Raw genomic sequence first — 26,017 nt, forward strand, 5'->3', positions numbered from 1 at the left:
TAGATTTAAGTTCTAAACTCCAAGAGTATTCTACTATGTCAATTAAGCCAAATTTAAGCACAAGTCTTAGACAACAATTAGTATTAACGCCGCAAATGAGGCAACGAATAGAATTGTTAGGAATGACAACTCTAGAAATGCAAGATCTTGTTCAAACGGAAATACTAGAAAACCCTGTACTTGAAATAGATGAAACTGGCCCTGGAGAAACTGTAGAGTCAATCTCTACTATGGATGAATCATTATATGCAGCAGAAAATAATGCTGCTCCAGAAATAGTTCCTAGCGAACGTTCAACAATGACTGAGTCAATGACTGAATCCATAGAAAGTAAAACAACTAACCAAGAAAATAACTATGAAGAGGTAGACACAGACACAGATGTTAATCCAGATTCTTTTCAAGAAATAGATTTTGGTAGCACTTTTGAAGAATATTTAGACCCTGGCTATAAGACTTATGAACATGAGGAGCGAGAGCGTCCGTCTTTTGAGAATATGCTTACTCGCCCAATGACTTTATCTGAACATTTGCTTTGGCAGTTAAATATGTCTGGACTTTCTGGACAAAGCCGAGAAGCTGCTGAAGCTATAATTGGTAATCTTAATGATGATGGTTATTTAGACGCAACATTACCAGAAATTATGGAAATGGGCGATTGGTCTTTAGATATTGTAGAAAAAGCACGTCGTACTGTACAAACTTTTGAGCCTGTAGGCGTTGGATCATTAGATAGGAAAGAATGTTTATTAGTACAATTAGAACAAATGGGTTGTGCTAGCCGACTAGCAACAAAGCTTGTTACTGGTTATTTAGACCGTTTACAACCTTATCGCTTGCTTGATTTAGCTAAAGAGTTAAATATTACCTTAGACCAATTAAAAGCTGAGTTAGAAGTAATTCGCAAGCTAGATCCATATCCTGGACGTAAGTATGCAATAAAAAATACTCAATATATTGAGCCAGAAGTTTATATTGAAAAAATAGATGATGAATACTATATACATTTTAATGATGATGGAATGCCTCAACTACGGATAAATTCAACTTATCGACGGATGTTAGAGGCTGGTGAAACTAGCAAAGAGACAAGAGATTATATAAAAAATCGGTTTCGTTCCGCAGTAGATTTACTAAAAAACATTGAACATCGCCGGCAAACCATTTATAAAGTATGTGAGTCAATTGTAAGAAGACAACGAGAGTTTTTAGATTATGGTACTCAACATATTAGGCCAATGATGCTAAAAGATGTTGCTGAAGATATAGAAATGCACCTTTCCACAGTTTCACGTGTTGTTAATGGTAAATATGCTCATACCCCTCAAGGAGTAATTGAGCTAAGAAGATTTTTTACCGAAGGAATGACTAACGATGATGGAGAGGAAGTTTCTACTAGAGTAATTAAATTACAGATTAAAAAAATGATAGAAATGGAAGATGCACGTAACCCTTTAACAGATGAAGAGATTGCAGAACGCTTGGCTAAAGAGGGGATGAAGATGTCCCGGCGCACAGTTGCTAAGTATAGGGATCAGATGAATATTGCGGGTTCACGTGAAAGGCGTATTGTTGGATAAGTATTTAGGTCTTTAATTTTATTTTTAGGAGGCAGTTATATAACTTATTTTAGGTTATATGCTGAAAAAACTATGAGAGTTGAGTTCACAGGGCGACATGTAGATATTACAGAAGCAATAAAAAAACATACCAAAGAGCAATTAGAGAAAATCGAGAAAGTTTTTGATTTTGAAAAAGCAGGAAAAGCACATATTATCCTAGAAGTAGAAAAACATCGTCATCAAGCAGAAATTATCTTTCGTTGGCGCGATCAAGAGCTAACTGTACAGGCAGAAACTGAGGATATGTATACAGCTATTTCTCAAGCTGCTGATAAATTAGAAAGACAAGCTTTAAGATTAAAAGAGAAAAAAACCGATCAAAAACGCCACTCACCAAGTACTGTAGCAGTAATTGGTGTTCCAGAGCTTGCAGCAGAAGAAGCAACAAACACCAATGAACCAAGGATTGTGCGCTCTGAACGCTATGCTACTAAGCCTATGAGAGCAGAAGAAGCAATGCAAGAATTAAGGATTTCAGAGGACTATTTTTTAGTTTTTAGAAATGCAGAAACAGATGGCGTTGCTGTAATTTATAAACGTAATGATGGAAATTTTGGATTAATTGAGCCTTAGTTTTTTTGGCCCTGAGATTTATTAAATCTTAGGGCCAACCCTACTTATTATCTTTTTATCTTTATGAACACACCAATAAAACCAAGTATTAGCGTTTATCAAATTCTAAAAGAAGCCATTAATTATCTTGACTTACGCATACTTGCTGGTGATTCTGGATTAAATCGAGAAATAAATGTCTGCTACCTTCAACGCCTAGGACTTGCTCTTGCTCAGAGAGGTAATTCCCTAGACTATGGGCGAATTCAAGTTTTAGGTAAAAGTGAACATACATTTTTAACGCAACTTACTTCAGAAGAACGATTTAAGATATTTTCTAATCTACCATTAAAAAATCTATCAGTTATTCTATTAACTAGGGACTTGGATGCTCCAAAAGAGTTAATTATCCTAGCAGAAGAAGCCAAACTTCCAGTTTTAGTCACCTCAGAAATTAGCTCTATTGCTACAGCTAAACTAACAGAATTTCTACAGGAAAAACTTTCTCCCTTAGTTATATTACATGGTGTAATGATAGATATGTTTGGAATGGGAATACTTCTGCAAGGTGAAAGTGGTGTAGGTAAAAGTGAATGTGCTTTAGATTTAATTACTCGAGGACATCGCCTTGTATCAGATGATGTTGTAGAAGTACGTAGAATAGGGTCGGATAAACTTGTTTGTAATGCACCTACTATGGTTCAAGACCATATGGAAATAAGAGGGTTAGGAATATTAAATATTAAAAACTTATTTGGTTTTTCTTCCATCTCCTTAAGTCAAAGGCTAAGCTTAATTATTAAGCTAGAGCGTTGGGAACAACATAAATTTTATGACCGAATAGGTTTAGAAGAAGAATTTAATGAAATTTTAGAGTTACATATCCCTCTAATTAGACTGCCAGTAACTTTTGGGCGTAATGTTTCTACCTTAGTAGAAGTGGCAGTACGAAATCATTTACTAAAACTTCGAGGGATAAATGCAGTGCAAGAGTTTACTAATCGTCATGCTGCTGCTTTAGGAATAAAACCTAGTAGACAAGAAAAATAGCTTATGAGTTTGCAAATAATTATTATTACTGGTTTAAGTGGCTCAGGTAAACATACTACAATAAAAGCTTTTGAAGATTTAGGGTATTTTTGTGTTGATAATTTGCCTGTTGCTTTAATACCTACTTTTATTGAACTATGCCGACGTACTAAAGAAAATATTACTCAAGCCGCTTTAGTAATAGATAGCCGAGAGCGACATTTCTTAACAGAATTTCCTCCAATATATGAACAGTTACAACATAAAACAGATTTAGAAATTAGTATGGTTTTTTTAGAAGCAAGTGATGAAACCTTGCAACGCCGCTTTTCAGAAACTCGCCGACCACATCCTTTAGTAGAAAGTTTTGATAACCTATTAGAATCAATTCGTACAGAAAAAAAATTACTTGCCCCCATTCGGGATCTAGCCGATATTATTGTTGATACCTCTGAGCATACTGTTCATACTTTACGGCAATATTTTGTAGATGAATTTGCTACAAATACAGGTTCATTAAATATGAACTTAACTATAATGAGTTTTGGGTTTAAGATGGTATGCCTTTAGCGTTAGACTTACTTTTTGATGTAAGATTTTTACCTAATCCACATTTTGTGCCAGATCTAAGACCATTAACCGGGCGCAATACAGAAGTCATTGATTATATGCTAACTTTCCCAGAAGTTACTGAAACAATAGATCGTTTTAGTGATTTGCTAGAATTTCTTGTTCCACGTTATCAACGGGAAGGACGTAGCTATTTAACTATTGGCATTGGTTGCACTGGAGGCCAACACCGTTCTGTAATGATTGCAGAAACTCTTTGTGAACGCCTACGCAAAAGCGGCTATAAAGCACGTGCTACACATAGAGATGTAGGTAAACGCTAATGTGTCAATGCTTATAAGACAGTTTTTTGGAGGCAGCCAAAAAATAGTCCCAAGTGTTTCTAAAAAGTGGAAGAAATAGTATTAAGAACTTTAGCTAAAAATCCTAAAGATCCCCCAAAGCTAACCAATTAGCTAATTAGCTATAAATACTTAGTTTTTAGCGTCTTAGGCGTTTGCTAGCAAGGCCAACATGAACATGTGGGCCTGTAGAATGACCTGACATAGCTGAACGAAAAGCAATAAAAGGAATACCTTGATCCTTAAGATAAGCAACTAGCCATTGACCTTCAGTAGTACCAGGATGAAGTGCTACATCTGCGGCATTAGTATGATCCCAGCCCATACGATCATGTGTCTTACTTTGCCCTAAAGCACTAACAGGTAAATCACGCTGAAAACGGACGCGATAAGCAGTTTTAAGCTCTTGCAACATACCTAGATTCCAAAAACCATTTCCTATAAATCTTAGTAAAGGCAGGGTTTTGATTCCAGAACTAGCATATTCATAAGTGGTTGCTAGAATTTTTGCGTCACGTGAGTAGAGTTTTTCTAAACGCTGACTTAAATTATTAGCTTCAATTTCTATCTGTGGTAAAGCTTGTTCATTAGCGGTTTTACGGCGTTCTGTTGAAGCAACAACTTGTTCTAAGACAGCTAATTTTTTTCGTGCCGCAGTTAAACGTACCCTAACATCATCATAACGCCGCTGCATTTCATCATGAAAAGAATTACTAGAAAGTTGTGGTAGATCTAAGGCTGCACTAGTTCGCTGATATTCTTTTTCTAGTTGAGCTATCTCTTTTTTGGTTGGTTCAATTAAATAAGCATTTTCTTCTAAGTATTTTTTATCTTTTTCTATCGAAATAGTAATATCTTTTACTCGACGTTTAAGCTCTTGTACTTGTGGATAAAGCCAATCATTACTGATACGAAACATTTCTTGTTCAGAAATTTCACGTTTTGTTACTATGATTGTGTCATCATCATCAAAAGCGTCTGCTGCAATTGCTTGTTCTGTTGAATCAATAACAAGGGTCTGTTTTTCTATGTTAGGTTTAGTTTCTTCTATAGTTTTTTTTGTGGATATTAAGGCATGAGATAGATCAACTACTTCAACAGGTGTTTGTTTTAATTGATATTGTAAAACAAATATAAATCCGATCATTATTAATAAAAATGTAGCACTTGCAGAAAGTAAAACTCTAATTCTTGGCGGAAAACTAAACCACCCTTGTACAATAGCATTGATAAGCAATGGAATTGTTTCTTTTATTTTGATAATTAATTTAGGCATGAAACTACCATTAAATAACAATTTTGGGCTGGATTATTTTAGCAAAATTTTTAATGTTTTGGATAGTTCTTAACTTACACAATTTCTTCTTAAAAACTTAAATTATTCCATAAATAAAAATATATTATAGAAACTCATTAACTTTTATCTATTATTACCAAAAAATAGGCAAAACCGCTTTATTTTTATTAGCAACTTCGCCTATTATTCACCCCACTAGAAAATCAACTTACAATAATTTTAATTAATTTCTTGGAGGAACTAATGAAAATCAGCGATACATTATTACCAGAATTTGATCATGAAATGGCGGGGACAAGAAAATCCTTAGAACGCATACCAGCAGATAAATTTGATTGGAAACCACACGAAAAGTCTATGTCTATGATAGATTTAGCCTCACATTTAGCTAATCTTCCTAGCTGGATGGGAATAAGTGTTAATCAAGATAGTTTTGATATTGCCCCAAAAGATGGCGAAGGCTTTCAAACTCCAAAAGCTGGCTCTGTAGCTGAACTTTTGGAAATGTTTGATAAAAATGTTGCTGATGCTCGGGAAGCCTTAGCTTCAGCTAGCAATGAAACCTTGATGGGAACATGGACTTTATTAAGTGGTGGTCAAACAGTTTTTGCTATGCCTAAAGTGGCTGTAGTTCGTAGCTTTATCCTAAATCATAATGTTCATCATCGCGCTCAATTAGGCGTTTATCTACGTCTTAATGATGTAGCCGTTCCATCTATTTATGGCCCTTCAGCCGATGAAACTGGTATGTAGAAACTTCTAAACCTATTTTTGATCAAAAATATAAAGCAAAAATTAAAAGCTTTATGTTTTTGATCAACTCTAAAAATATGCTTTAATTAATAAGTTTGTTTAATTTTTAATTTTTTAGGAAAAATTTATGAATAGGTTAGCTTGGGTTACAGATATACACTTGAATTTTTTACGTAAGGAAGCAATAAAGCTTTTTTGTAATGAAATATTAAAACCTGAACCTCAAGCACTTATTATTAGCGGAGATATTTCAGAAACTCCCCATCTAAAAAAACACTTAGAATTACTTGCAGAAAACTTACAAATTCCTATATATTTTGTTTTAGGCAATCATGATTTTTACTTCGGGGAAATTGCTCAAGTTAGGCAGGAGGTAACTCAACTAAGTCAAGAAACTTCATTTCTTAAATGGCTTCCAGCCGTAGAAATTGTGGAACTAACATCAAAAACCTGCTTGCTTGGTCATGATGGTTGGGGCGATGGTCGTTTTGGAGATTTTCATAACTCTCCAGTAATACTTAATGATTTTCTTTTAATTAGTGATTTAGTTGTGCCAGATAATAGAGAACTTTTTAAGGTGTTAAACCGCCTTGGTGATGAAGCTGCAAGCTTTTTAGAAAGTATTTTACCTAAAGCACTTTCTAGGTATGAAAAAGTTGTTTTAGTTACTCATGTTCCACCTTTTCAAGAAACTTGTTGGCATCGTGGAAAAGTTTCTGACAATAATTATCTACCATTTTTTAGCTGTAAAGCTGTTGGAGATGTGCTTTATAAAATAATGAGCGATCATCCTGAAAAAGAAATGCTGGTTTTATGTGGACATACTCATGGCGAAGGTCAAGCAAAAATTCTACCAAATTTGTTAGTAAAAACTGGTGCTGCAATCTATGGTAAACCTCATTTGCAGGAGCTAATTATTATAGACTAATTACTTTGACTAGGGATAATTCTTAGATTTGTAAATTTAGACTTTTCGTTTTGCACTAAATAGCAATAATGTCGTACAATTAAGCCAACCTTTAACTCTTTATTTATTTATCAAAAAATACCAAAAGTTATGAAAACTAAGAATTTATTGTTTGTAATATTTTTAATAGCTGTTTTGGTTGCTGAGAGTTTTTTCTTAGTCAATCAAACACAAGCAACACAACAACCAACCAACAATAACCCTACTGCAACGCAAGCTAAAAAAACAAAAACTAAAAATATCTCAAAGAAAAAAACTGCGGCTAAAGAAGAAGTTTTAGAAGAAATGCCTAATCTAGGTGATCGTCTTAATGAACAACGTTTAGCTATAAGACGAGGTGAAGCGCGTGAAACCTCTCAACCGTATTTGATTGATGAGATTTCTGTTAATGGTATTTACAAGTCTGTTGAAGGCTATGGTGCATTTCTAAAGGCTGTTAATGGTCGTTTATTTTTTGGTTATAGCGGCATGCTTTTTTATGATGGGGAGATACTTCAAATTGATGCAGATCAAGTAATTTTTGAGCAAACTTTAGCTAATGGAAAGAAAAAGCAAATTATTAAAGCTTATGACCCTAGTGCCTTACGTAATACTTCATTAGAAAAAGAGGAAAAAGATAAAAAGGAACCCAAAAAGCCTAAGAAAAAAGTAGTTGAAGAAGACGAAGAATCAGAAGATGCAGGAACAAAAGATGAATAAAACAAAAAGCCTAGTCTAATAGCTAGGCTTAGTTGTTTCTACTAGTAATAGCTCTGTTTTGTAACCAGCCTAAAAAATTTTTTCCAATGCAACTTATTAGTAAATTTTGCCGATGATAGAGCCTAGCCCACAACTTTTGCTAATTCTCTGAGAAAGGCCCTAAAAAAAACAAATGAAAATTAATAATGATGTGCGTTTGCCACAACAATTAGATAATACTACTAAAATTGAACCTACTAAAATTGAACCTGCTAAAATTGAATCTGCTAAAACTGAATCTGCTAAAACCCAAACAGTTGATATAGACTTAAAATCCCGTTTAGAAGAACAAACTACGGCATCTAGACAATCTTTTGACTCTCAAAATACACAAAATAGAATTAGTCAATCCTTAAATAAAATTACTGCATCTCACTCAATAGCTTCTCGTCAAGAAGCACAATTTGCTAAACAAATAGCTAAAAGTTTTCCTCCAAAACAAACTTTAGCTGATGCCATTCAAATAGGGATTAATCGTAGTCGCAGCAGTGCAGAAGCTAGCAGAGCTAATCTAACGGATACAGCAAACATAGATTTTTTAGGCCCTCGTGCAATTAGCAATAAAGATTTTCTTAATGGCACAAAAGATTTTCGTACTTCTATTCAACAAGTTAAACAGCTAGAAACTCAACTTCGCCAACTAGAGCAACAAGGCACAAATCCAGCAGAAATTGCCCGTGTACGTAGCCAATTTTTAACAGCGGAAAGCCAATTACGTTCTAAATATGGTTATACCGCTCAAACTGCACCAAAACCCGGCACAGTTTGGGTTGACCCACAATTTATGTCTTCTCAGCTAAATAACGGTCAAATTAATGCTAGTAAATTCCCTACAAAAGTGCCTGTAACACAACCACCTGACCCAAATAAATTACTTTTTAGCAATGGTAAACCTATTACTTTTAAGGGTGAAAATGGAAGTAATATTACTGTTAACAATTTAGGAGAATATAAACAACTTGTAGCTAGCAACCGTGCGGCACAAGGAATGCCTGTTACAGATGGCGAACCTGTAGGAGTTCACTTAGCTTTAGAAGGTGGTGGAGGAAAGGGAAAACGCTATAATCCTGCATTTTCCTCAATGTATGAGCTAGGAATAATTCCAACTAGCGTTAGTGGAACATCTGCCGGCTCAATTGCTGCGGATTTAATTGCTGCTGGGGGAGATCCTAAAACAGCAGACGATTTTGCTAAAGATGAACGGTTGCAAAAGCTTTTTGATTTTGGTTTTGATGTGGATGGAGGATTGTTTAATGGAAGTGCTGCTTATGACCTATTTGATCAAAAGTTAAGAGAAATTACTGGAATTAAAGATCGCCCAGTTACATTTGCAGATTTGCCAATTCCTTGCCAAATTATTACAACTAAGTATAACGATAGCCAACTGCCTGCCGGTAAAGAAGATTTATCAAAAGTAGAAAACCGTATTTTTGTTTTTAGCCAAGAAACAACTCCTAACACCCCAGTTGCTCTAGCTGTTCGTGCTTCAATGTCAATACCTGGACTTTATGATAGTGTCCAAATGATTGATCCTGCTACAGGTCGTGAAGTAGAGCTTGTTGATGGTGGAGTGCTAGACAATTTACCTATTGGTTATAACAAAAATAATTTGCCTACAGTAGCCCTTAACCTAACTGAGCCAAATGGAAATAACCCTAAAAATAACCAGGGTCAACCTAAACCGCTTGCATCAGGCCAGTTAAGACCATCAAATGCAATTTCTAGTGGATTAACGGCTCTTAATATGATGAGGGCTGCTGCTGGTGGAGCAAAAGATTTTCGCGAAGCTTCTAAGCCTGCTGCTAATGTTTTTGCATTGTCTATTTTAACTTGGAATTTAGAAAATTATAAACAAGCTAACTCAACTTTGGGCTTTGGCTATGACACAAAGCTTGATCCTACACTAGATAGACAAACTCGGTCAGTTACTCAATCCTTTTTCCGTAACTTTTTAGATGATTTAAGAACACCTGGCGCACGAGGAACAAATCTTAAAACTCCACCAGCAAATATTTCTTTTGACCGCAATATTCAACTTAATGGAACTAATTACCGTGCAGTTTATACGGGTGGCGATAGAGTTAATTTTGTTTCTAACACAGGAAAACAACATTCAGTTTCTATTGGTAAAGATCAATTGGAAAATTGGGTTATTGATGATTTAGCATTTAATGACCTAAACGCTAGACTCCGTGTAGCACTAAATGATTTTCTAAACTAGAAATTTTCTAAATCAAAATAAAATCAGGCGACATAATAAAATGATTGTGTCGCCTGATTTATTTATTTCGCATTTTTAACAAAAATTACTTTTCTGCTTGTTGTGTTTTCGCATTTTTAACATATTTATCTAGCCACTCAATCATCTCCCATTGCATATGCAGAATAGATTCACGTGCTTGATAGCCATGGCTTTCATTTGGCAACATCACTAAGCGAACTGTTCCACCTAAACCTTTGACTGCTTGATAGAGTCGCTCGCTTTGGATTGGAAAAGTACCGGGGTTATTATCTGCTTCACCATGAATAATTAACAAAGCATCTTTAATTTTATCTGCATAAACAAAAGGAGACATTTTTACATAAGTTTCAGGTGCTTGCCAAAATGTACGTTCCTCAGCCTGAAATCCAAAGGGCGTTAAAGTTCGGTTATAAGCACCGCTTCGAGCAATTCCAGCACGAAATAAGCGTGAATGAGCAAGTAAGTTTGCTGTCATAAAGGCACCATAAGAATGACCACCAATAGCAATTTTATCTCGGTCAGCTACTCCACGTCGGACGACTTCTTCAACAGCAGCTTCGGCACTAGTTACAAGTTGTTGTAAATAAGTATCATTAGGCTCTTTGTCACCCTCTCCAATAATTGGCATTGTTGGGTCATCAAGAACCGCATAGCCTTGAGCAAGTAAAAATTGAGGGCCAAAATAGCTAATTCTTACAAATCTATAGGGTGAATCAGTAACTTGACTTGCTGCTGCCGCGCTCTTAAATTCTTGAGGATACGCCCACATTACTAGTGGGAGTCTTCCATCTTTAGTTGAATATCCTGGAGGTAGATAAAGTGTAGCTGTTAAATCCACTCCATCAGCACGTTTATAGCGGATTTGCTCTTTTTGTACATTGGCAAATTGTGGGCTAGGGTGTGGAAAACTAGTTACTGCTTGTAATTTATTTTTTGATAAATCTCTAAGAAAAAAGTTTGGTGGCTCAGTTTTTGACTCACGACGAGTTAAAACAAGTTGAGCATTTTCATCAATTAGCGAGAGTGGAAATTCATAATAAGGTGCTTCAGAACGCCAAAGCCTTTCTGTTTTACCTGTTTCTAAGTTTAGCTTGTCTAAAAATGGACGATCTCCTTCAGTAGAAGCACCAGCACCTATTAAATAAATGCTTTTGCCATCATTAGCAGTCATCATTATATTTGTGCCTAAATCGCTACGCTTAAAAACAGGGTTGCCAGGGTCAGCATATCGATCTTCTGAAGAATAATCAAAAAGTAACTTAGGGCTACCAGTTTGATTAGTATTGACTAACCAAGTACGAGTAGCACGGGTTTTATTCCAGCTTTCTGAAACTAGCGCAAAGCCTTTATCGCTCCAACTCATCCCATCATAACGATAAGCTAAAGAAGCTATGCTGCTTGGCTCAGCGTTAAAAGGTGCAGCTAAAGTAAAAACCTTGTCCCTAACATCTGCTTTTTGTAATGGGTCGCCATTATCTTGAGCTTCAACCCAATAAATTGTAGCAGGTGCATCACTTCTCCAAGAGTAAAATCTTGGGCCCGGTAAAACAGCATCAAAATTAATTGGTACACGTTCCCTTAAAGGTAAATCTACCAGTTGTTTAACTAGATTTCCTGTTTTATCCCATAGTTCAACGCGAGTAGGGAAGTAACTATAAGGCACACTATAGGAATAAGGACGATGCGTTATTTGTACTAGCAAAGTGCTAGCGTCGGGTGAAGCTTGAACAGAGCGAATAACAGCCGGACTACCTACTTTGTTAAAAGTCCCATCTATTGAAACCAAGCCAAGTTGGGCAGTTGTATAATGCTCAAAAAGTTGTTCATCAAAGGAATTTTTCAGTAAATCTTGAAATGTTCGAGTAGGGGCAGTTTTTCCAATGCTTTCTTGGATAATTGGCCCGTTTGGAATAACTTGAACAATTGGAGCTTCTGTGCGGCCTTCAGGAATAAATAAGCTAACTAAAGTTTTGCTATCTGATAGCCAAGTTAAAGTTGGAGCTAATGCCCAATTTAGCTTTGGAGTGTTTAACTTACGTGCTTTAGCAGTTGCTACTTCAACCAGCCAAAGTTCTATACCTGTATCAGTAGTATTTGTTAGAGCAATATGCTTTTCATCAGGCGACCAGACACTAAAACTTAACTGAGCATTTGCTGGCAAGCCTACAACCTCTTTTTGCTCTTGTGTTGATAAATTTAATAAAGTGATTTTGTAATAAAAAACTAGCTGTTTTGGCCCATTCGTATTTGGATTAATACGTACTCCAGCTAGTCGTAGCTCTGGTTGAGCTACGGCTGAAATAGCCGGTAAATTTGTTGCTTGTAGTAGTGCTAGCCATTGACGTTTAGAGCTAATGCTAACAACTGGCGTAGGAGGTATATCAACCAAATCTGCTACAGCTTTTGGAGGTGTTTGATATTTTGTATTTGATTGAGCCAAAATCATATTAGTACACAGAAGCGATAAAACAACTACCAAAAAGAACTGAAAAAAAGTTCTTAAAGTAAAATGATTTACTCGCAACATAGTTAAGTTTCTCCCTATAGATGTTAAATTTTGATATTTCGATAGCCTAGCCATTAATGATGGGTGTTAATCCCAAACACGGCTAGCATTAATTTTGTCTTTTTGGCGGAAAGCTTTTTCTAAGTCTACATTAAAGTAATTAGCTAAATCTAACAGGTAACTAAAAACATCTGCAAATTCTTCTTCCAAATGAGATTGATTGTTTTTAGCCTTTTCATCATATAAACCTTGATGTTTACGGATGGCTTTTGCTAGCTCTCCAACTTCCTCGGAAAATAACAAAAATAACTCTAAATGGGTGTTTTTATCCCAATTCCTTTCTTTACATATATCTTTTATATATTCTTGTAAATCGGCTAAAGTTGGGTTTTCTTTTAATGTTGCCATTTTTTAACCTGGTTATTAATTTTGTTGTGCTTTTAATTGGTTTTGTAAGTATACCAGCTTATCAGGATTTACAATTGTATAAATATTTTTGATTTGCCCATCAGCTACTTGAAAACAAGTAACATTAATCAAACTCTCTTCTAACCAAGAAAACACGGCTGGACTAAAGTTCACTTGTCCATATGTGAAGTAGACAGCCGGATTTTTGCTCATTAATCCAAATAGTAACTTTAAGACATTGTTTTGGCCTATAACAGGTCTACGAGCAGCATTAGTTTTGCCTCCACCGTCTGACCACGCAGTTATGTCTGTTGCTAGAATATTTGTTAAAGTTGCAAAATCTCCCTCTTGGCAAGCTGTAACAAAGCTTGACACAAGCTTTTCTTGAGCCTCGCGCGAAGGCTCAAAACGGGGTCTTTCTTTAACAATATGTTCTTTAGCACGGTGGAAGACTTGACGACAATTAGCTACGCTTAAATCCAGGGTTTCAGCAATTTCTTGATGTGAATAATCAAAAACTTCGTGTAGCAAAAATATAGCTCTTTCCTGCGGGCTTAAGCGTTCTAGCATAGTCAAAAAAGCAATAGAAATAGATTCAAAAAGCTCTAGCTTATTATTCATTGGTAAATCGCTTTCATTTGTTAGCAATGGCTCAGGTAGCCATAGACCAATATATTTTTCCCTCTCAACTCGTGCAGATTTCAAATGATCTAGTGATAGTCTAGTAACAATTTGGCTTAGGTAAGCTTTTAAGGAATGAATTTGGGATTTATCTGTAGCTAAATAACGTAAATACGCATCTTGAACAATATCTTCTGCATCTGTCGCACTGCCTAACATTCGATAAGCAATAGAAAACAGCAGGGGTCTATATTCTTGAAAGTCTTCCATCTTTTAAGCTTTAGCCTCCAAGAGTTGAAGATTAGATTTGGGCCAAGTATAAGCAAATAGTTCTTTTTGTTCTAATTTAATTGACCAAACAGTATAACGACAAATGACTTCTTTTATTAATGCTGCTAAACGACCTGTGATAATGCTTTCTTTGGGTACATCATCCGCGCCAGCTACTTGAATTAAACCATGTTTGCGACCAAGACTTATAGAACGACCAGCAAAAGCAAAAGAAAATGGCTCTAAACCTTTGTTTTGCAACTCATTACAAATATTGTCTACAGCATATGCGCCTAAGGGCATAGCACTAGCGCAAGACATCCTTAGCTCTATTCCATTAATAGTTGCTGCATCACCCACAGCATAAACTTCTGAATGAGACAAAGATCTTAAGGTAATATCGGTAAGAACTTGACCAAGGCTGTTTACCATTAAACCAGCTTGCCTAGCTATTTTTGGAACTGTAAAAGCTCCTGCCCAAAGGCACAAGTCAAACTCCAGTTGTTTGCCAGAACTTAAATGTAAGCTATTTTTGCTAACTTGCAAAACACGAGTTTTATCTTTAACCGTGATAGCAAATTTAGCAAAGACTTGATTTAAGTAATTTTGACCTTTTTGCGAGAGTTGCGAGCCAAAAACATCGTTAGTCACCAGAGTAATTTTAATTGTAGGGAAAATTTCAGCAATTTCTGTTGCTGATTCAATTCCAGTTAAACCACCACCACAAATTACAAGTTTACCTTTATTTTTAGCTAGCTGTGTCAGCTTGTCTTTAATTTCCAACGACTTAGCTAAAGAATTTAAGCTATAAGTATATTTTTCTAATCCATCAATTACGCTAGTATCTGTAAGACTTCCCAAAGCATAAATAAGTCGGTCATAGGGAATTTGTTTGTCTTTGCTAGCTTGGTTAACTTTTACTAAACGATTATTTAAGTCTATATCTATAATTTGTGCAGCTAGAAAGTCAACATTTTTTCCAGTAAATAAGTCTTTATAAAACAGTTGTTTGTAGGGTTGACCAGTTAAAAATTGATGTAAGCGGATTCGTTCAACAAAAGTTTCTTGGGCATTGATTAAAGTAATTTTTATGCTCTTATTTTTTCTTGCTAAACGCATTGCTGCAAGTGTTCCAGCATAACCACCACCTAAAATAACTACTTTTTCTATTTGGTTAATTTTGCTACTAGTCATAAATTCTTACCTCTAACTTGTTTAAGTTTAGCTTTCGCCCCCTAAGACGAGTTAGAAGTAAAAAATGTGACAAGTTTTCTAAATTAATATCTTAACTTCCATGACTACATTCCTGGTTACATTTTTTGCATTACAGAAATAAAACCACAACGCTCAAAAAATGCTAGACATTTATGTAATAACTCTGTGTCAATCTTAGGACAAATTATTTGTAATGGTAATAAGGCTTCTTCTGTTTGATGTACATCAAAAGTAAAGAACTCATCTTCTTGATCTAGGCGTAACTCTTTAATAAAAGGTATTAACGTATATAGTGCATTCTCTGGTTTTAATGTATTTTGAGAAGTTATTTCCGTTTGCCATTCTCTAAATGGTTTTGCCTCTAAGTCATAACCAAAGCTACGAACCCAGTCAAATAACCCACTAGCACTTGGAGGATAGGGATTAAGAAGATGAAAATTCTTTCCTATTTGATTTGTTTGCTTAGATAAAGTAACTATAGCATTACAAGCAAAATCAACAGGAGTAAGATCAAAGACTGAGTTTAACAATGGTGCGCTACCGTATTGTATACAACCTTTAATTAGTAAAGCGATAAAGTCACTGGTATTTGCAACACCAGTTTTGCTATGCCCACCTACTAAGTCAAGTCGATAGATTGATACTGGTAAGCCTCTTTGTCTTGCAATTTCAATGATTTTTTCACTAACAACCTTTGTTTGTGTATAGCCTGTGCTAAAACTTGCTTCTAAGTTGATCTCATCATATTCAAATACTGTTTTTCCACCATTGAAACCTTCAAAAACACTGCTAGTAGAAGTGAAATGAACAGGTTTTACTTTTGTTTTACTAGCTAGCCTTAAAACCTCTTGTGTCCCAAAAACATTTGCTGGTTTAAGCACTTGATAGGAGTAAATAAAGTTAACCGTTGCACCAACATGATAAATAACATCAATATTAGCAGCTAACTTATCAAAAGTTTCTTCACTTAAACCAAATCTTGGTTGTGATAAATCTCCAACTAAAACGCTAATACGTGAAGAAAACGCTTCATTCCAAAGCTCATAGAACTTCATTCGTTCTATTAGTCTTTCTTGTGCTAATTCAAGATTTGCAGCCCGTACAAGACAATATATTTGTGCATTAGTTTGGTTTATTAATTCAACAAGTAAAAAAGCTCCTAAAAAACCTGTTGCTCCTGTAAGGAAGATATTATTAGGCTCAGTTACTATTGAATAGTTAGAGGTTGGTGGTTTGATTGATTCATCTAAAACTATTTCTGCTGCTAAATCTAATTTTTCTACCATTGGGCTAGCATTATCAATAATTTCTGCTACTTTTCTGGCTGTAGGGGTATTGTCAAACAGAGTTCGTAAAGGGATTTCTACCTTGAAGGTTTCACGTAATTTAACTACTAGTTGAACACTAAGAATAGAATTTCCACCTAATTCAAAGAAATTATCTTCTATCCCTATTTGATCAATTTCTAACAATTGAGAAAAAATACTTATGATTTTTGCTTCTGTTTCAGTAGTTGGGCTTAGATAAGAGTCTTTTAGAAGTGGTCTTTCAGTAGTTGGAATTGGCAAGGCACGACGATTAATCTTACCATTTGGTGTAAGGGGCCAACTTTCCATTGGAACAAATGTTGATGGAATCATATATTCAGGCAATTTTTCTGATAGATATTGCCTTAATTTGTTTATTGAAGGTGAGTTTTTAAGTTGAGGGATAAAATAGGCTATTATTTTCTTATTTTCAGGCTGATCCGCTTGGATTATTGCTAGACACTCTTTTATCTCAGGATGTTGTGCTAATAAAACTTCTATTTCGCCAAGCTCAATTCTAAAACCTCTTAACTTAACTTGGTGATCTATGCGTCCAAGAAAATCAATATTACCATCAGGTAAATAACGGGCTAAGTCGCCTGTTCTATAAAGTCTTGCATTATTCTTAAACGGGTTTGGTACAAATCTTTCATTTGTTAATTCTGGTCTTTGATAATAACCTCTTGCTAGCCCATCACCACCAATATATAACTCACCTGATACAGCAACAGGAAGTGGTTGATTAAACTGGTCAAGGATATATATTTCTGTATTGGCAATAGGGCGACCAATAGAAATAAAGCTATTAGCTTCTTCAACATTGTAAACTGTAGACCAAATAGTTGTTTCTGTTGGCCCATACATATTAAGTAGTTTGCTAGGCAGTGTTTGAGTAATTTCATAAGCAAAATTGCTAGGTAATGCTTCACCTCCTAGCAACAAATAATCCAGTTTACTCATAGCACTACGCGCACCTTGATCATTCATAATTAATCTACCCAAAGATGGAGTGCATTGCATATGTGTAACATTATGGCGATGTATTTGTGCAGCAATTGAATAGTCATAAGTTAGAGCATTACTTTGCTTCATTAATTTGTTTAAGTAATCTAAAGCGTTTAACACTGCATCGGCATCAATCCCAAAATCAATTAAACAAGCTATCTCATCAACCCCAATAGCTTTTAATTGGTTGACTATCTTAAAACAAGTTTCTGGTGTGCCAAATAAACCACTAGTTTCAAAATAACGATCAAAGCGATGTGAAACAACGGTTTCTTTATCTTCGTCTGTTAGAGAATCAAAATTTAGTCCAATACTTTGTGCTAAAGGTTTTAATAGATCTACAGAACTACGTAAATAATTAGAAAAGGGAATAGTTACTTTCTCTTTAACATACTCTAAATTTTTTTCTACAAAAGTATGTAACATCAAAGTTACATATCCTTCACCTTTATGGCCGCTACTTTTCCAAGCTTGACGATAAATTACAATTTTTTCAGATAGGCTTTCAATTGATTGTCCAAGTAAATGGGTAAGTAAATTAATTCCCATTTGACCAGCTATTTTAAAAGTTTCTGGACTACCTCCAGCAGTTAACCAAACAGGTAAATCTTTTTGTACTGGTTGAGGTAGGGTTTTAATCTCTACATCATTTCCAAAACCATTACGTGCTGTTACAGACTCACCACGCCAAAGCTTCTTTACTGTTTCTATTTCACGAAGCATTATTTCACGGCGGTTATGGTAATTATCAGGAGCAAACACAAAATCATTAGCATGCCATCCAGATGCAAAAGATAGACCTACTCTACCTTTTGAAATGTTGTCAACAAAAGACCATTCTTCAGCAACTCTAATTGGGTTATGTAACGGTAAAACAACACTGCCAGCACGGATATTAATTTTATTTGTAATCATAGCAACAGCACTAGCAGCAAGTGAAGGATTGGGATAGAGACCACCAAAAGCATGAAAATGTCTTTCTGGAACCCATAGAGATGAAAAACCATTTTGGTCAGCAAATTTTGCCCCTTCTAAAAACAGTTTATATCTATCTTCTGCTTTTGTACTTTCATCACTTGCAAAATAAAAAAGACTAAAATCTATTGTTTTATTTTCATTACTATAATTATCTGAACTGCTTACTAAAATAGCCTCTTCAGATTGCACTATAACCTTAAAGCCTCTTGTAAGTGTCCATAAAAGTTCTAAAACAGAAATATCAAAAGAAATACTTGTTAAAGCTAGCCAAACGCTATCATTATCAAAACTAATTTTGTCATCCATTGCTCCAAAGAAGTTAACAACATTGCGATGTTCAAGCATTACACCTTTTGGGTTGCCTGTTGAACCAGAAGTATAAATTACATAGGCTAAATTATTAGCAGAAACATTAGTTTTGGGATTTTCGCTTTTTTCACTTACTCCCCATTTGCCATCCAAACAAATAATATTTTGTTCTTGAGGGAAAGTTGATAAAAGTTTTTCTTGGGTAAGTAATACCTTGATATTAGCGTCAGAAAGAATAAAAGAAATTCTATCTTTTGGATAAGACGGATCTAACGGAACATAAGCCGCACCAGCTTTAAGTATGGCTAATAAACCTATTATCATTTCAAGTGAACGCTCAACACATATGCCTACTAAATGATCAGGTTCTACATTTAAGGAAATTAGATGGTAAGCTAAACGATTAGCTTTAGAGTTTAACTCATAGTAAGTAAGTTGTTTGTTTTCAAAGACAACAGCTATTTTATTTGGAGTAGATTTAGCTTGTATTTCAAATAACTGGTGAATACAAAGATCAGGATATGCTTTTGCTGTAGCATTCCAGCTATTAAGAATTATTTCGCGTTCATCGTCTGATAGCAAAGACTCTTTTTCATAATGCCTTTGAGGGTCTGCAACCATGCTATTTAAAGCTGTTAGATAATAGCCACCTATTAAGTCAATTTGTTCTTTAGTTAATACAGCTAGGTTACAATTAAGCCTTAAAATTAAATCTGTAGAATTTGTTGTTTGTATAAAATGCGCCCACATAGCAAAATTAGTTTGCTCAAATACATTTTCAGAAAGAACTTCAATCCCAGTCATTGCAGAGAGCTTTTCATAAACATGGAAATTGATAAAGTCAAAAAATGTGTCAAATAATGCTTCACCACTATTTAAGCTTTGGATGTTAGCAAGTGGGTAAATACGGTGTGGCATAATTTCACGCTCAAGAGCAAAAACTTCTTTAATAAGTTTAAGCCAATTTCCACCAGTAAGATTTTTGCGTATTGGGACTGTGTTTAAGAATAATCCTAATACTTGTTCGCTATCTTGTTTTTCTGGTCTTCCATTGGTGACAATGCCTGTAATAACATCTGTTTGCCCGGTAAGTGTGCTAATAACTTTTAAGTGTGCTGCTAGTAATACTGATCGTAGTGCAACTGTTGCAGTTTGTGCTAACTTCCTTAAATTTTTGCTAAGGTCTTGAGAAATTGCTAAGTCTAGTGCATAAAGACGAGGTGTTTGATCTTTATTAGAAAACCAACGAGGTAATCTAACAACATTACTATCAGCCAATAAATTAGTCCAAAATTCTTTGGTTTCTTTTGATTCTAATGTTGCTTGTTCAAGAGCAATAAAGTCACGATAATCTGATTCTAGAGCTTTAAGAATTAACTCTTCACCATTTAAGAGAGAATTGTAGAGTTGAAAAAGCTCTGTTAACATGCTTGCAATGCTCCAACCATCAAGGATTGCATGATGAAAGCTTAAGCTAAGATAAAAAGTATCATCTGTTAAACAGTGTATTTGAAAACGTAGTAATGGGGCTTGTTTCCAATCAAACCCACGAGTTTTTTCTGTTTCTAACCACTCATTTATTTGTTTATCTTGTTCATCCTTGGAAAGTGTGCGGATATTCACAATTGTTAGCGGAGCAAATGCTGTCTTTTGTACTAGTTGTAATGGTCTGCTGTAATCGCTAAAAGAAAACGTTGTTCGTAAAATTGTATGACGTTTTATAAGAGAGGCTATAGCTTGGTTTAATTTGTCTACATCAAGATATGTTTTTAGTACAAAACTAAAAATATCATGGTAGATTGCAGAGTCTACATTATACTCACTATGGAAAAGCATTCCTGCTTGTAAAATACTAACAGGGTAAGCATCATCTAGGTTATTTGGTAATAAAGCTTTGTCATGTTCAGAAATAAGGCTAAATGCTGTTGTAATAGGAATGTCAGATAAATTTGTACTAGATATTTTAGCTTCTTTTGCTAACTCTCTTATGGTTTGTGCTTGAAAAAGTTGTTTTAATGTAAGATTCAATCCATAATTCCTTGCTTGTGACAATACTTGCACACTGCGTATAGAATCACCTCCTAAAGCAAAGAAATTATCATCTATACCAACTTGTTTTATTCCTAAAACTTCTATCCAAATGGCAGTTAAGATTTCTTCTTCAGATGTAGTTGCAGCAACAAAAACATTTTCTAATATGGGTCTATCTTCACTAGGAGCAGGTAAAGCCTTACGGTCAATTTTTCCATTAGGACTAAGCGGCATAGATTGCAGATAGACAACCGCAGATGGAACCATATATTCAGGCAGAAATTCTTTAACAAAAGTTTGAAGCTGATTAATAGAAGGAACTTCAACAAGTTGAGCTACAACATAGGCTACTAAGCGTTTGTCTTTGTTATGATCTTGATGTGCTACTACTACAACTTCTTTTACTGATGGATGTTGAGCTAAGACAGTTTCTATTTCTCCTAACTCAATACGAAAACCACGAATCTTAACTTGATGATCAATTCGGCCTAAATACTCAATAGAACCATCTTCTAACCAACGAGCTAAATCACCGGTTCTATACATTCTTTCTCCTAAAAAGAAAGGATTAGGAATAAATTTTTCATCTGTTAAATCAGGGCGGTTCCAATAATGACTTGCAAGCCCTATCCCTGCTATGTAAAGCTCTGCCGCCACTCCTATTGGCACTGGCTGAAGATGGTTATCTAATATATGTATTTGAGTATTTGCTATAGGATAACCTATAGGGACTATTTTTCTTTGACTTTGTTTTTGACAATGCCAATAAGTGACATCAATTGCGGCTTCTGTCGGGCCATAGAGGTTATGAAGTGTCGTTGTATTTAATTTTTGATAAAAACGTTCTTGTAGGTCAAACGGTAAAGCTTCACCGCTACACATTACTTGTCTTATGCTTATGCAATCTTCTACACCTGGCTCTTCTAAAAACACCTGTAACATAGAAGGCACAAAATGCAATGTTGTTACTTGTTGTTGTTTAATTAGTTGGACAAGATAACGACTATCTTTGTGACCTTCAGCTTTAGCAATAACTAAACTTGCTCCTGTCATTAACGGCCAGAAAAATTCCCATACACTTACATCAAAGCTAAAAGGTGTTTTTTGTAATACTTTGTCATAAGAAGTAAGTTGATATTGTTCTTGCATCCATAACAAACGGTTACAAATACCTTTATGAGTATTTACAGCCCCTTTTGGCTTACCTGTAGAGCCTGAAGTATAAATCATATAGGCTGGGCTATTTTCTGCTACATTGCTTGTTGGGTTATCAGTGCTAAAGCCAGATATACTTTCCCAGTCAGAATCTAAACAAATGATCTTACTGGATTTACTAGGCAGCTTGCTTAGTAAATGTTCTTGGGTAAGAAGAATAGCTGCTCCAGCATCTTCTAGCATAAAAGAGATTCTATCTTTGGGGTAGCTAGGATCAATTGGAACATAAGCTGCTCCTGCTTTAATAATTCCTAAAAGCCCTATTACTAGCTCAAATGAGCGTTCTACACTTATTGATACTAAAGTTTCTTCTTTTACAAAGTTTGCTTGTAAAAAGTGAGCAAGCTGATTAGCTTTTTTATTAAGTTGATTATAGGTAAGTGTGTCTTCTTCATATTCTAAATCTATAGCATCAGGATCAATTGCTACTTGGTTTTCTATTAATTTTTGTATGATAAGTATAGTTTTGTAATCTCTACTTGTGTTATTAAAATTAAGAATGGAAGATTTTTCTTTCTTAGAAAGTATCTCTAAGTTTGAAATAGCTGTTTTAGGCTCTTTTACTATTGACTCAAGCAATGTATAAAAGTTATCGGCCAGCCGTTCAATAGTGGATGTTTCAAAAAGATCTGTATTATATTCAAAAATGGCTAATAAACCTGATTCTGTTTCTATTGTTTCAAGCAGTAAATCAAATTTGGCTGTTTTATTATCAACCACTTCTGTAGAAAGACTTATATCTTGAAGTTCAATTAAACTAATAGGTGTATTTTGCATTACAAACATGACTTGGAAAAAAGGTGTCCTACTTAAATCACGCTCGGGTTGAAGCTTTTCAACTAAGGCTTCAAAAGGAATATCTTGATTGGAATAAGCACCTAATGTTACTTCTTTTACTCTTGATAAAAGTTCTTCAAAACTTGGATTTCCTGATAAATCTGTTCTTAATACTAGGGTATTTACAAATACCCCTATCAAATTTTCTATTTGGGAATGATTACGATTAGCAATAGGAGTGCCTATTAGTATATCTTCGGTGCTAGTATAACGATAAAGCAAAGTTTGTAAGCTTGCTAACATAAGCATAAAAGGTGTTACGCTTTGTTGTCGTGAGAGTAAGTATAATTTTTCTATTAAGGATTTTGATATAACTTTTGTATGTTTACGACCTGCAAAAGTTTGAATAGGTGGACGTGCTTTATCAATAGGTAGTTGTAAAGGTGTTAAATTTCCCGCTAATTTTTCTTTCCAATAACCAAGCTGTTTTTCAAAAACTTCTCCCTGCATCCATTGTCGTTGCCAATAAGCATAATCTGCATATTGTATTGGCAGTTTTGGTAAGTCTGGAATTTTATTTTGTGTGTATGATTGATAAAGTGTTGCCATTTCTTTTACAAATACTCCAAATGACCATCCATCCCATACTATATGCGGTAAAACAATTAAAACTATATGTTCAGTTTCGCTTATGCTAATAAGGGTGACTCTTATTAACAAATCTTCTGAAAGGTTAAAAAGTTTTTGACCTTCTGATATGTACACTTCTGATAATCTAACTTCTAGTTCTGTTTCTGCAACATTACTTAAGTTTATTTGTTGTATTTTTAAATCACGATTTTCAATAATGATTTGAATAGGACGGCTATTAACTAGCCTAAAGTTAGTACGCAGTGCTTCATGGCGTTGAATAATATGATTAAAACTAAGTTCAAGAGCAGCTAAATTAAGAAAACCCTTAATTTTTATACCAAATCTATCATTATAAGCGGGGTTATTAGGTTCAAACTGGCTTAAAAACCAAAGTCTTTCTTGAGTAAAAGATAAAGGTAAATCAATTTCACGGGGTAAAGGTGTAATAAGATGCTCTTTTTCAAGATGTTTAGAATCGTTAGAAATGTCTATTAACTGAGCTAGTTGGGCAATGGTTGGAGATTCTAATAAATTACGAAGAGAAATATCATTAGTAAATGTGCTTCGTAGTTTTGTGAATAGCTGCATAGCAAGCAAAGAATGTCCACCTAATTCAAAGAAATTATCATTTATTCCTACAGATTTAACATTTAGTAACTCTTTCCATATTTCAGCTAATTCTATTTCTGTTCTAGTAGAAGGTGCTAGATATTCTGCTAGGCTACTTTGAGAATATTCAGGAGCAGGTAAAGCCTTACGGTCAACTTTAGCATTAGGTGTTAGAGGCATGGATTGTAAATAAACAACTGCTGATGGAACCATATATTCTGGCAATTGCTGTCTAATATATGTTTGTATTTCTGATGTTGAAGGTAATGTTTCATCAGAGTTTTTAGTTACAAGGTATGCTACTAGTTTCTTTTCATCTCTTTTATCTTCTCTTGCTATTACAACTGCTTGTGATACTTCTGGATGTTGGAGCAGTAAAGTTTCAATTTCACCAAGTTCAATACGAAAACCACGAATTTTAACTTGATGGTCAAGCCTACCAAGAAATTCTATAGTACCATCATCTAGCCAACGTGCTAAATCTCCTGTTCTATATAACTTGTCTGTTTGAGATTTGCTAAAAGGATTTGCAATAAACTTTTCTGATGTAAGCTCAGGACGTTGGAAATATCCTTTTACTACTCCTTCTCCTGCTATTAATAGCTCTCCTGCTACTCCTACTGGCACTAGTTCTAGTGCTTCATTTACTATGTAAATTTGTGTGTTGGCTATTGGTTTTCCTATTGTTACTGTATTTAATACTCTATCGTTAGCCTCTACTTTATGTGTGGATGACCAAATGGTTGTTTCTGTTGGCCCATACATATTATGTAACTCACCTTTTATTACATTTATTAATTCTTTTGCTAGGCTTGTTGTTAATGCTTCTCCTCCTACCATCATCATTTTTAACTCTTTTATTGCTTCTTTTGCTTCTTCTTCTGTTGTTAATACTCTTGCTAATGATGGTGTACATTGTAAATGACTTACTTTATGTCTCTTTATTTGTTCTGTTATTGAATAGTCTAAGGAAGTAGAGTTAGTTAATAACCTAACTTGGTCAAGATAGCTTAAGCCTTCCATAACATTTGATAAGAAATACCAAAATCTATTAAACAGGCTACTTCATCTACTCCTATTTCTTTTAGTTTTTCTACTATTTGAACACAAGTTTCTACATTGCCTAGAAGCCCACTTGTATCAAAATAACGCTCAAAGGCGTGTTCTAAGAGTGCATCTAAATCATCTTTAGTAAAATCTTCTGCATCAATGTTTACACCTAAGCTTTTTCCTAGATTTCTTATTAAATCTAAAGAAGTGCGTAAATAATTAATAAAGGGTTTACGAACTCGTTCTTTTACTTCTTTTGAATCTTTTCCTACATAAGTATGTATCATTAAGCTAACATAGCCATTACCGGGATAGCCTTTATTTTGCCAAGCTTGACGATAAACTTTAATTTTTTCACTAAGTTCTTCAATACTTTGGCCTAACAAGTGGGTAAGAAGATTAGCCCCAACTTCGCCAGCTAGTTGGAAAGTGGAAGGGCTACCAGCAGCAGTTACCCAAACAGGTAACTCTTTTTGTATGGGTTTAGGAAGAATTCTTATAGCAACATTATTACCAGCCCCACCCTTAAAGCTTATTGCTTCACCTCGCCATAGCTTACGAACCGTTTCTATATCACGAAACATAATATCTCTACGGTTAGAGTAATTATCAGGAGCAAAGACAAAATCATCCGCATGCCATCCAGATGCAAAAGATAGTCCTACTCTTCCTTTAGACAAGTTATCTATAACTGACCAATCTTCAGCAACTCTAATTGGACTATTTAGAGGTAAAACTACGCTCCCTGCTCTTATTTGAATATTGTTAGTTAGAGCAGCAACAGCAGAACTAGCAACAGCAGGATTAGGATAAAGTCCACCAAAAGCATGAAAGTGACGTTCAGGAGTCCAAACAGCAGAAAAATTATGCTCATCAGCAAATTTTGCTCCATCTATTAAGAGTTTATACTTATTGTTTGAATTTTCTGTTGAATCATCACTTGCAAAATAGAAGAGGCTAAAATCCATCTTC

General features: G+C 34.9%; 16 protein-coding genes. 9 read left to right on the forward strand and 7 right to left on the reverse strand.

The window, feature by feature from the left end; genetic code table 11:
* Nucleotides 1–35 precede the first annotated feature (35 nt).
* The 5 genes from rpoN to IPK14_02935 all read left to right on the forward strand — a co-directional run bounded on the left by rpoN (nt 36) and on the right by IPK14_02935 (nt 4,096).
* Nucleotides 36–1,580: an RNA polymerase factor sigma-54 gene (rpoN, locus tag IPK14_02915; GenBank protein MBK7992385.1), complete on the forward strand. Its 1,545-nt coding sequence runs from the start codon at nt 36–38 to the stop codon at nt 1,578–1,580.
* Nucleotides 1,581–1,652: 72 nt separating this feature from the next.
* Entirely contained in the window at nt 1,653–2,195 is a 543-nt protein-coding gene (gene raiA, locus IPK14_02920) for a ribosome-associated translation inhibitor RaiA (protein MBK7992386.1), read from the forward strand.
* A 63-nt stretch (nt 2,196–2,258) separates the two neighbouring features.
* On the forward strand, nt 2,259–3,224 hold the full coding sequence (hprK, locus tag IPK14_02925; protein MBK7992387.1) for an HPr(Ser) kinase/phosphatase: 966 nt from the start codon (nt 2,259–2,261) through the stop codon (nt 3,222–3,224).
* 3 nt (nt 3,225–3,227) lie between these two features.
* Entirely contained in the window at nt 3,228–3,773 is a 546-nt protein-coding gene (locus IPK14_02930; protein ID MBK7992388.1) for a hypothetical protein, read from the forward strand.
* Complete coding sequence (locus IPK14_02935) at nt 3,764–4,096, forward strand: hypothetical protein (protein ID MBK7992389.1); 333 nt, start codon at nt 3,764–3,766, stop codon at nt 4,094–4,096. Before IPK14_02930 ends, IPK14_02935 begins: the two co-directional genes overlap by 10 nt.
* Before the next feature lie 157 nt (nt 4,097–4,253).
* Here IPK14_02935 and IPK14_02940 read toward each other — a convergent pair whose 3' ends face one another.
* Nucleotides 4,254–5,390, reverse strand: coding sequence for a hypothetical protein (locus IPK14_02940; protein MBK7992390.1), 1,137 nt, complete (start codon nt 5,388–5,390; stop codon nt 4,254–4,256).
* Between the two features lie 264 nt (nt 5,391–5,654).
* Between IPK14_02940 and IPK14_02945 the strand changes: the two genes are divergently transcribed.
* From IPK14_02945 to IPK14_02960, 4 genes are all read left to right on the forward strand, one after another.
* Nucleotides 5,655–6,164 (forward strand): DinB family protein, encoded by a 510-nt coding sequence (locus IPK14_02945; GenBank protein ID MBK7992391.1) that lies wholly within the window; start codon nt 5,655–5,657, stop codon nt 6,162–6,164.
* A 127-nt stretch (nt 6,165–6,291) separates the two neighbouring features.
* On the forward strand, nt 6,292–7,092 hold the full coding sequence (locus IPK14_02950) for a metallophosphoesterase (GenBank protein ID MBK7992392.1): 801 nt from the start codon (nt 6,292–6,294) through the stop codon (nt 7,090–7,092).
* Nucleotides 7,093–7,221: 129 nt separating this feature from the next.
* Complete coding sequence (locus IPK14_02955) at nt 7,222–7,830, forward strand: hypothetical protein (protein ID MBK7992393.1); 609 nt, start codon at nt 7,222–7,224, stop codon at nt 7,828–7,830.
* A gap of 172 nt (nt 7,831–8,002) precedes the next feature.
* Nucleotides 8,003–10,090 (forward strand): patatin-like phospholipase family protein, encoded by a 2,088-nt coding sequence (locus tag IPK14_02960; GenBank protein MBK7992394.1) that lies wholly within the window; start codon nt 8,003–8,005, stop codon nt 10,088–10,090.
* 85 nt (nt 10,091–10,175) lie between these two features.
* On the opposite strand, the gene IPK14_02965 is transcribed toward IPK14_02960, so the two are convergent.
* From IPK14_02965 to IPK14_02990, 6 genes are all read right to left on the reverse strand, one after another.
* Nucleotides 10,176–12,551, reverse strand: coding sequence for a S9 family peptidase (locus IPK14_02965; protein ID MBK7992395.1), 2,376 nt, complete (start codon nt 12,549–12,551; stop codon nt 10,176–10,178).
* Between the two features lie 153 nt (nt 12,552–12,704).
* Nucleotides 12,705–13,025, reverse strand: a complete 321-nt coding sequence (locus IPK14_02970; GenBank protein MBK7992396.1) for an RS21-C6 protein — start codon at nt 13,023–13,025, stop codon at nt 12,705–12,707.
* A gap of 15 nt (nt 13,026–13,040) precedes the next feature.
* Complete coding sequence (locus tag IPK14_02975; protein MBK7992397.1) at nt 13,041–13,916, reverse strand: RNA polymerase sigma-70 factor; 876 nt, start codon at nt 13,914–13,916, stop codon at nt 13,041–13,043.
* 3 nt (nt 13,917–13,919) lie between these two features.
* Complete coding sequence (locus tag IPK14_02980) at nt 13,920–15,110, reverse strand: FAD-dependent oxidoreductase (GenBank protein ID MBK7992398.1); 1,191 nt, start codon at nt 15,108–15,110, stop codon at nt 13,920–13,922.
* Between the two features lie 116 nt (nt 15,111–15,226).
* Complete coding sequence (locus tag IPK14_02985) at nt 15,227–25,018, reverse strand: amino acid adenylation domain-containing protein (GenBank protein ID MBK7992399.1); 9,792 nt, start codon at nt 25,016–25,018, stop codon at nt 15,227–15,229.
* Nucleotides 25,006–26,013, reverse strand: coding sequence for an LLM class flavin-dependent oxidoreductase (locus IPK14_02990; GenBank protein MBK7992400.1), 1,008 nt, complete (start codon nt 26,011–26,013; stop codon nt 25,006–25,008). Before IPK14_02990 ends, IPK14_02985 begins: the two co-directional genes overlap by 13 nt.
* Nucleotides 26,014–26,017: the final 4 nt, after the last annotated feature.

The organism is Blastocatellia bacterium (assembly GCA_016713405.1).
GTDB lineage: Bacteria > Acidobacteriota > Blastocatellia > Chloracidobacteriales > JADJPF01 > JADJPF01.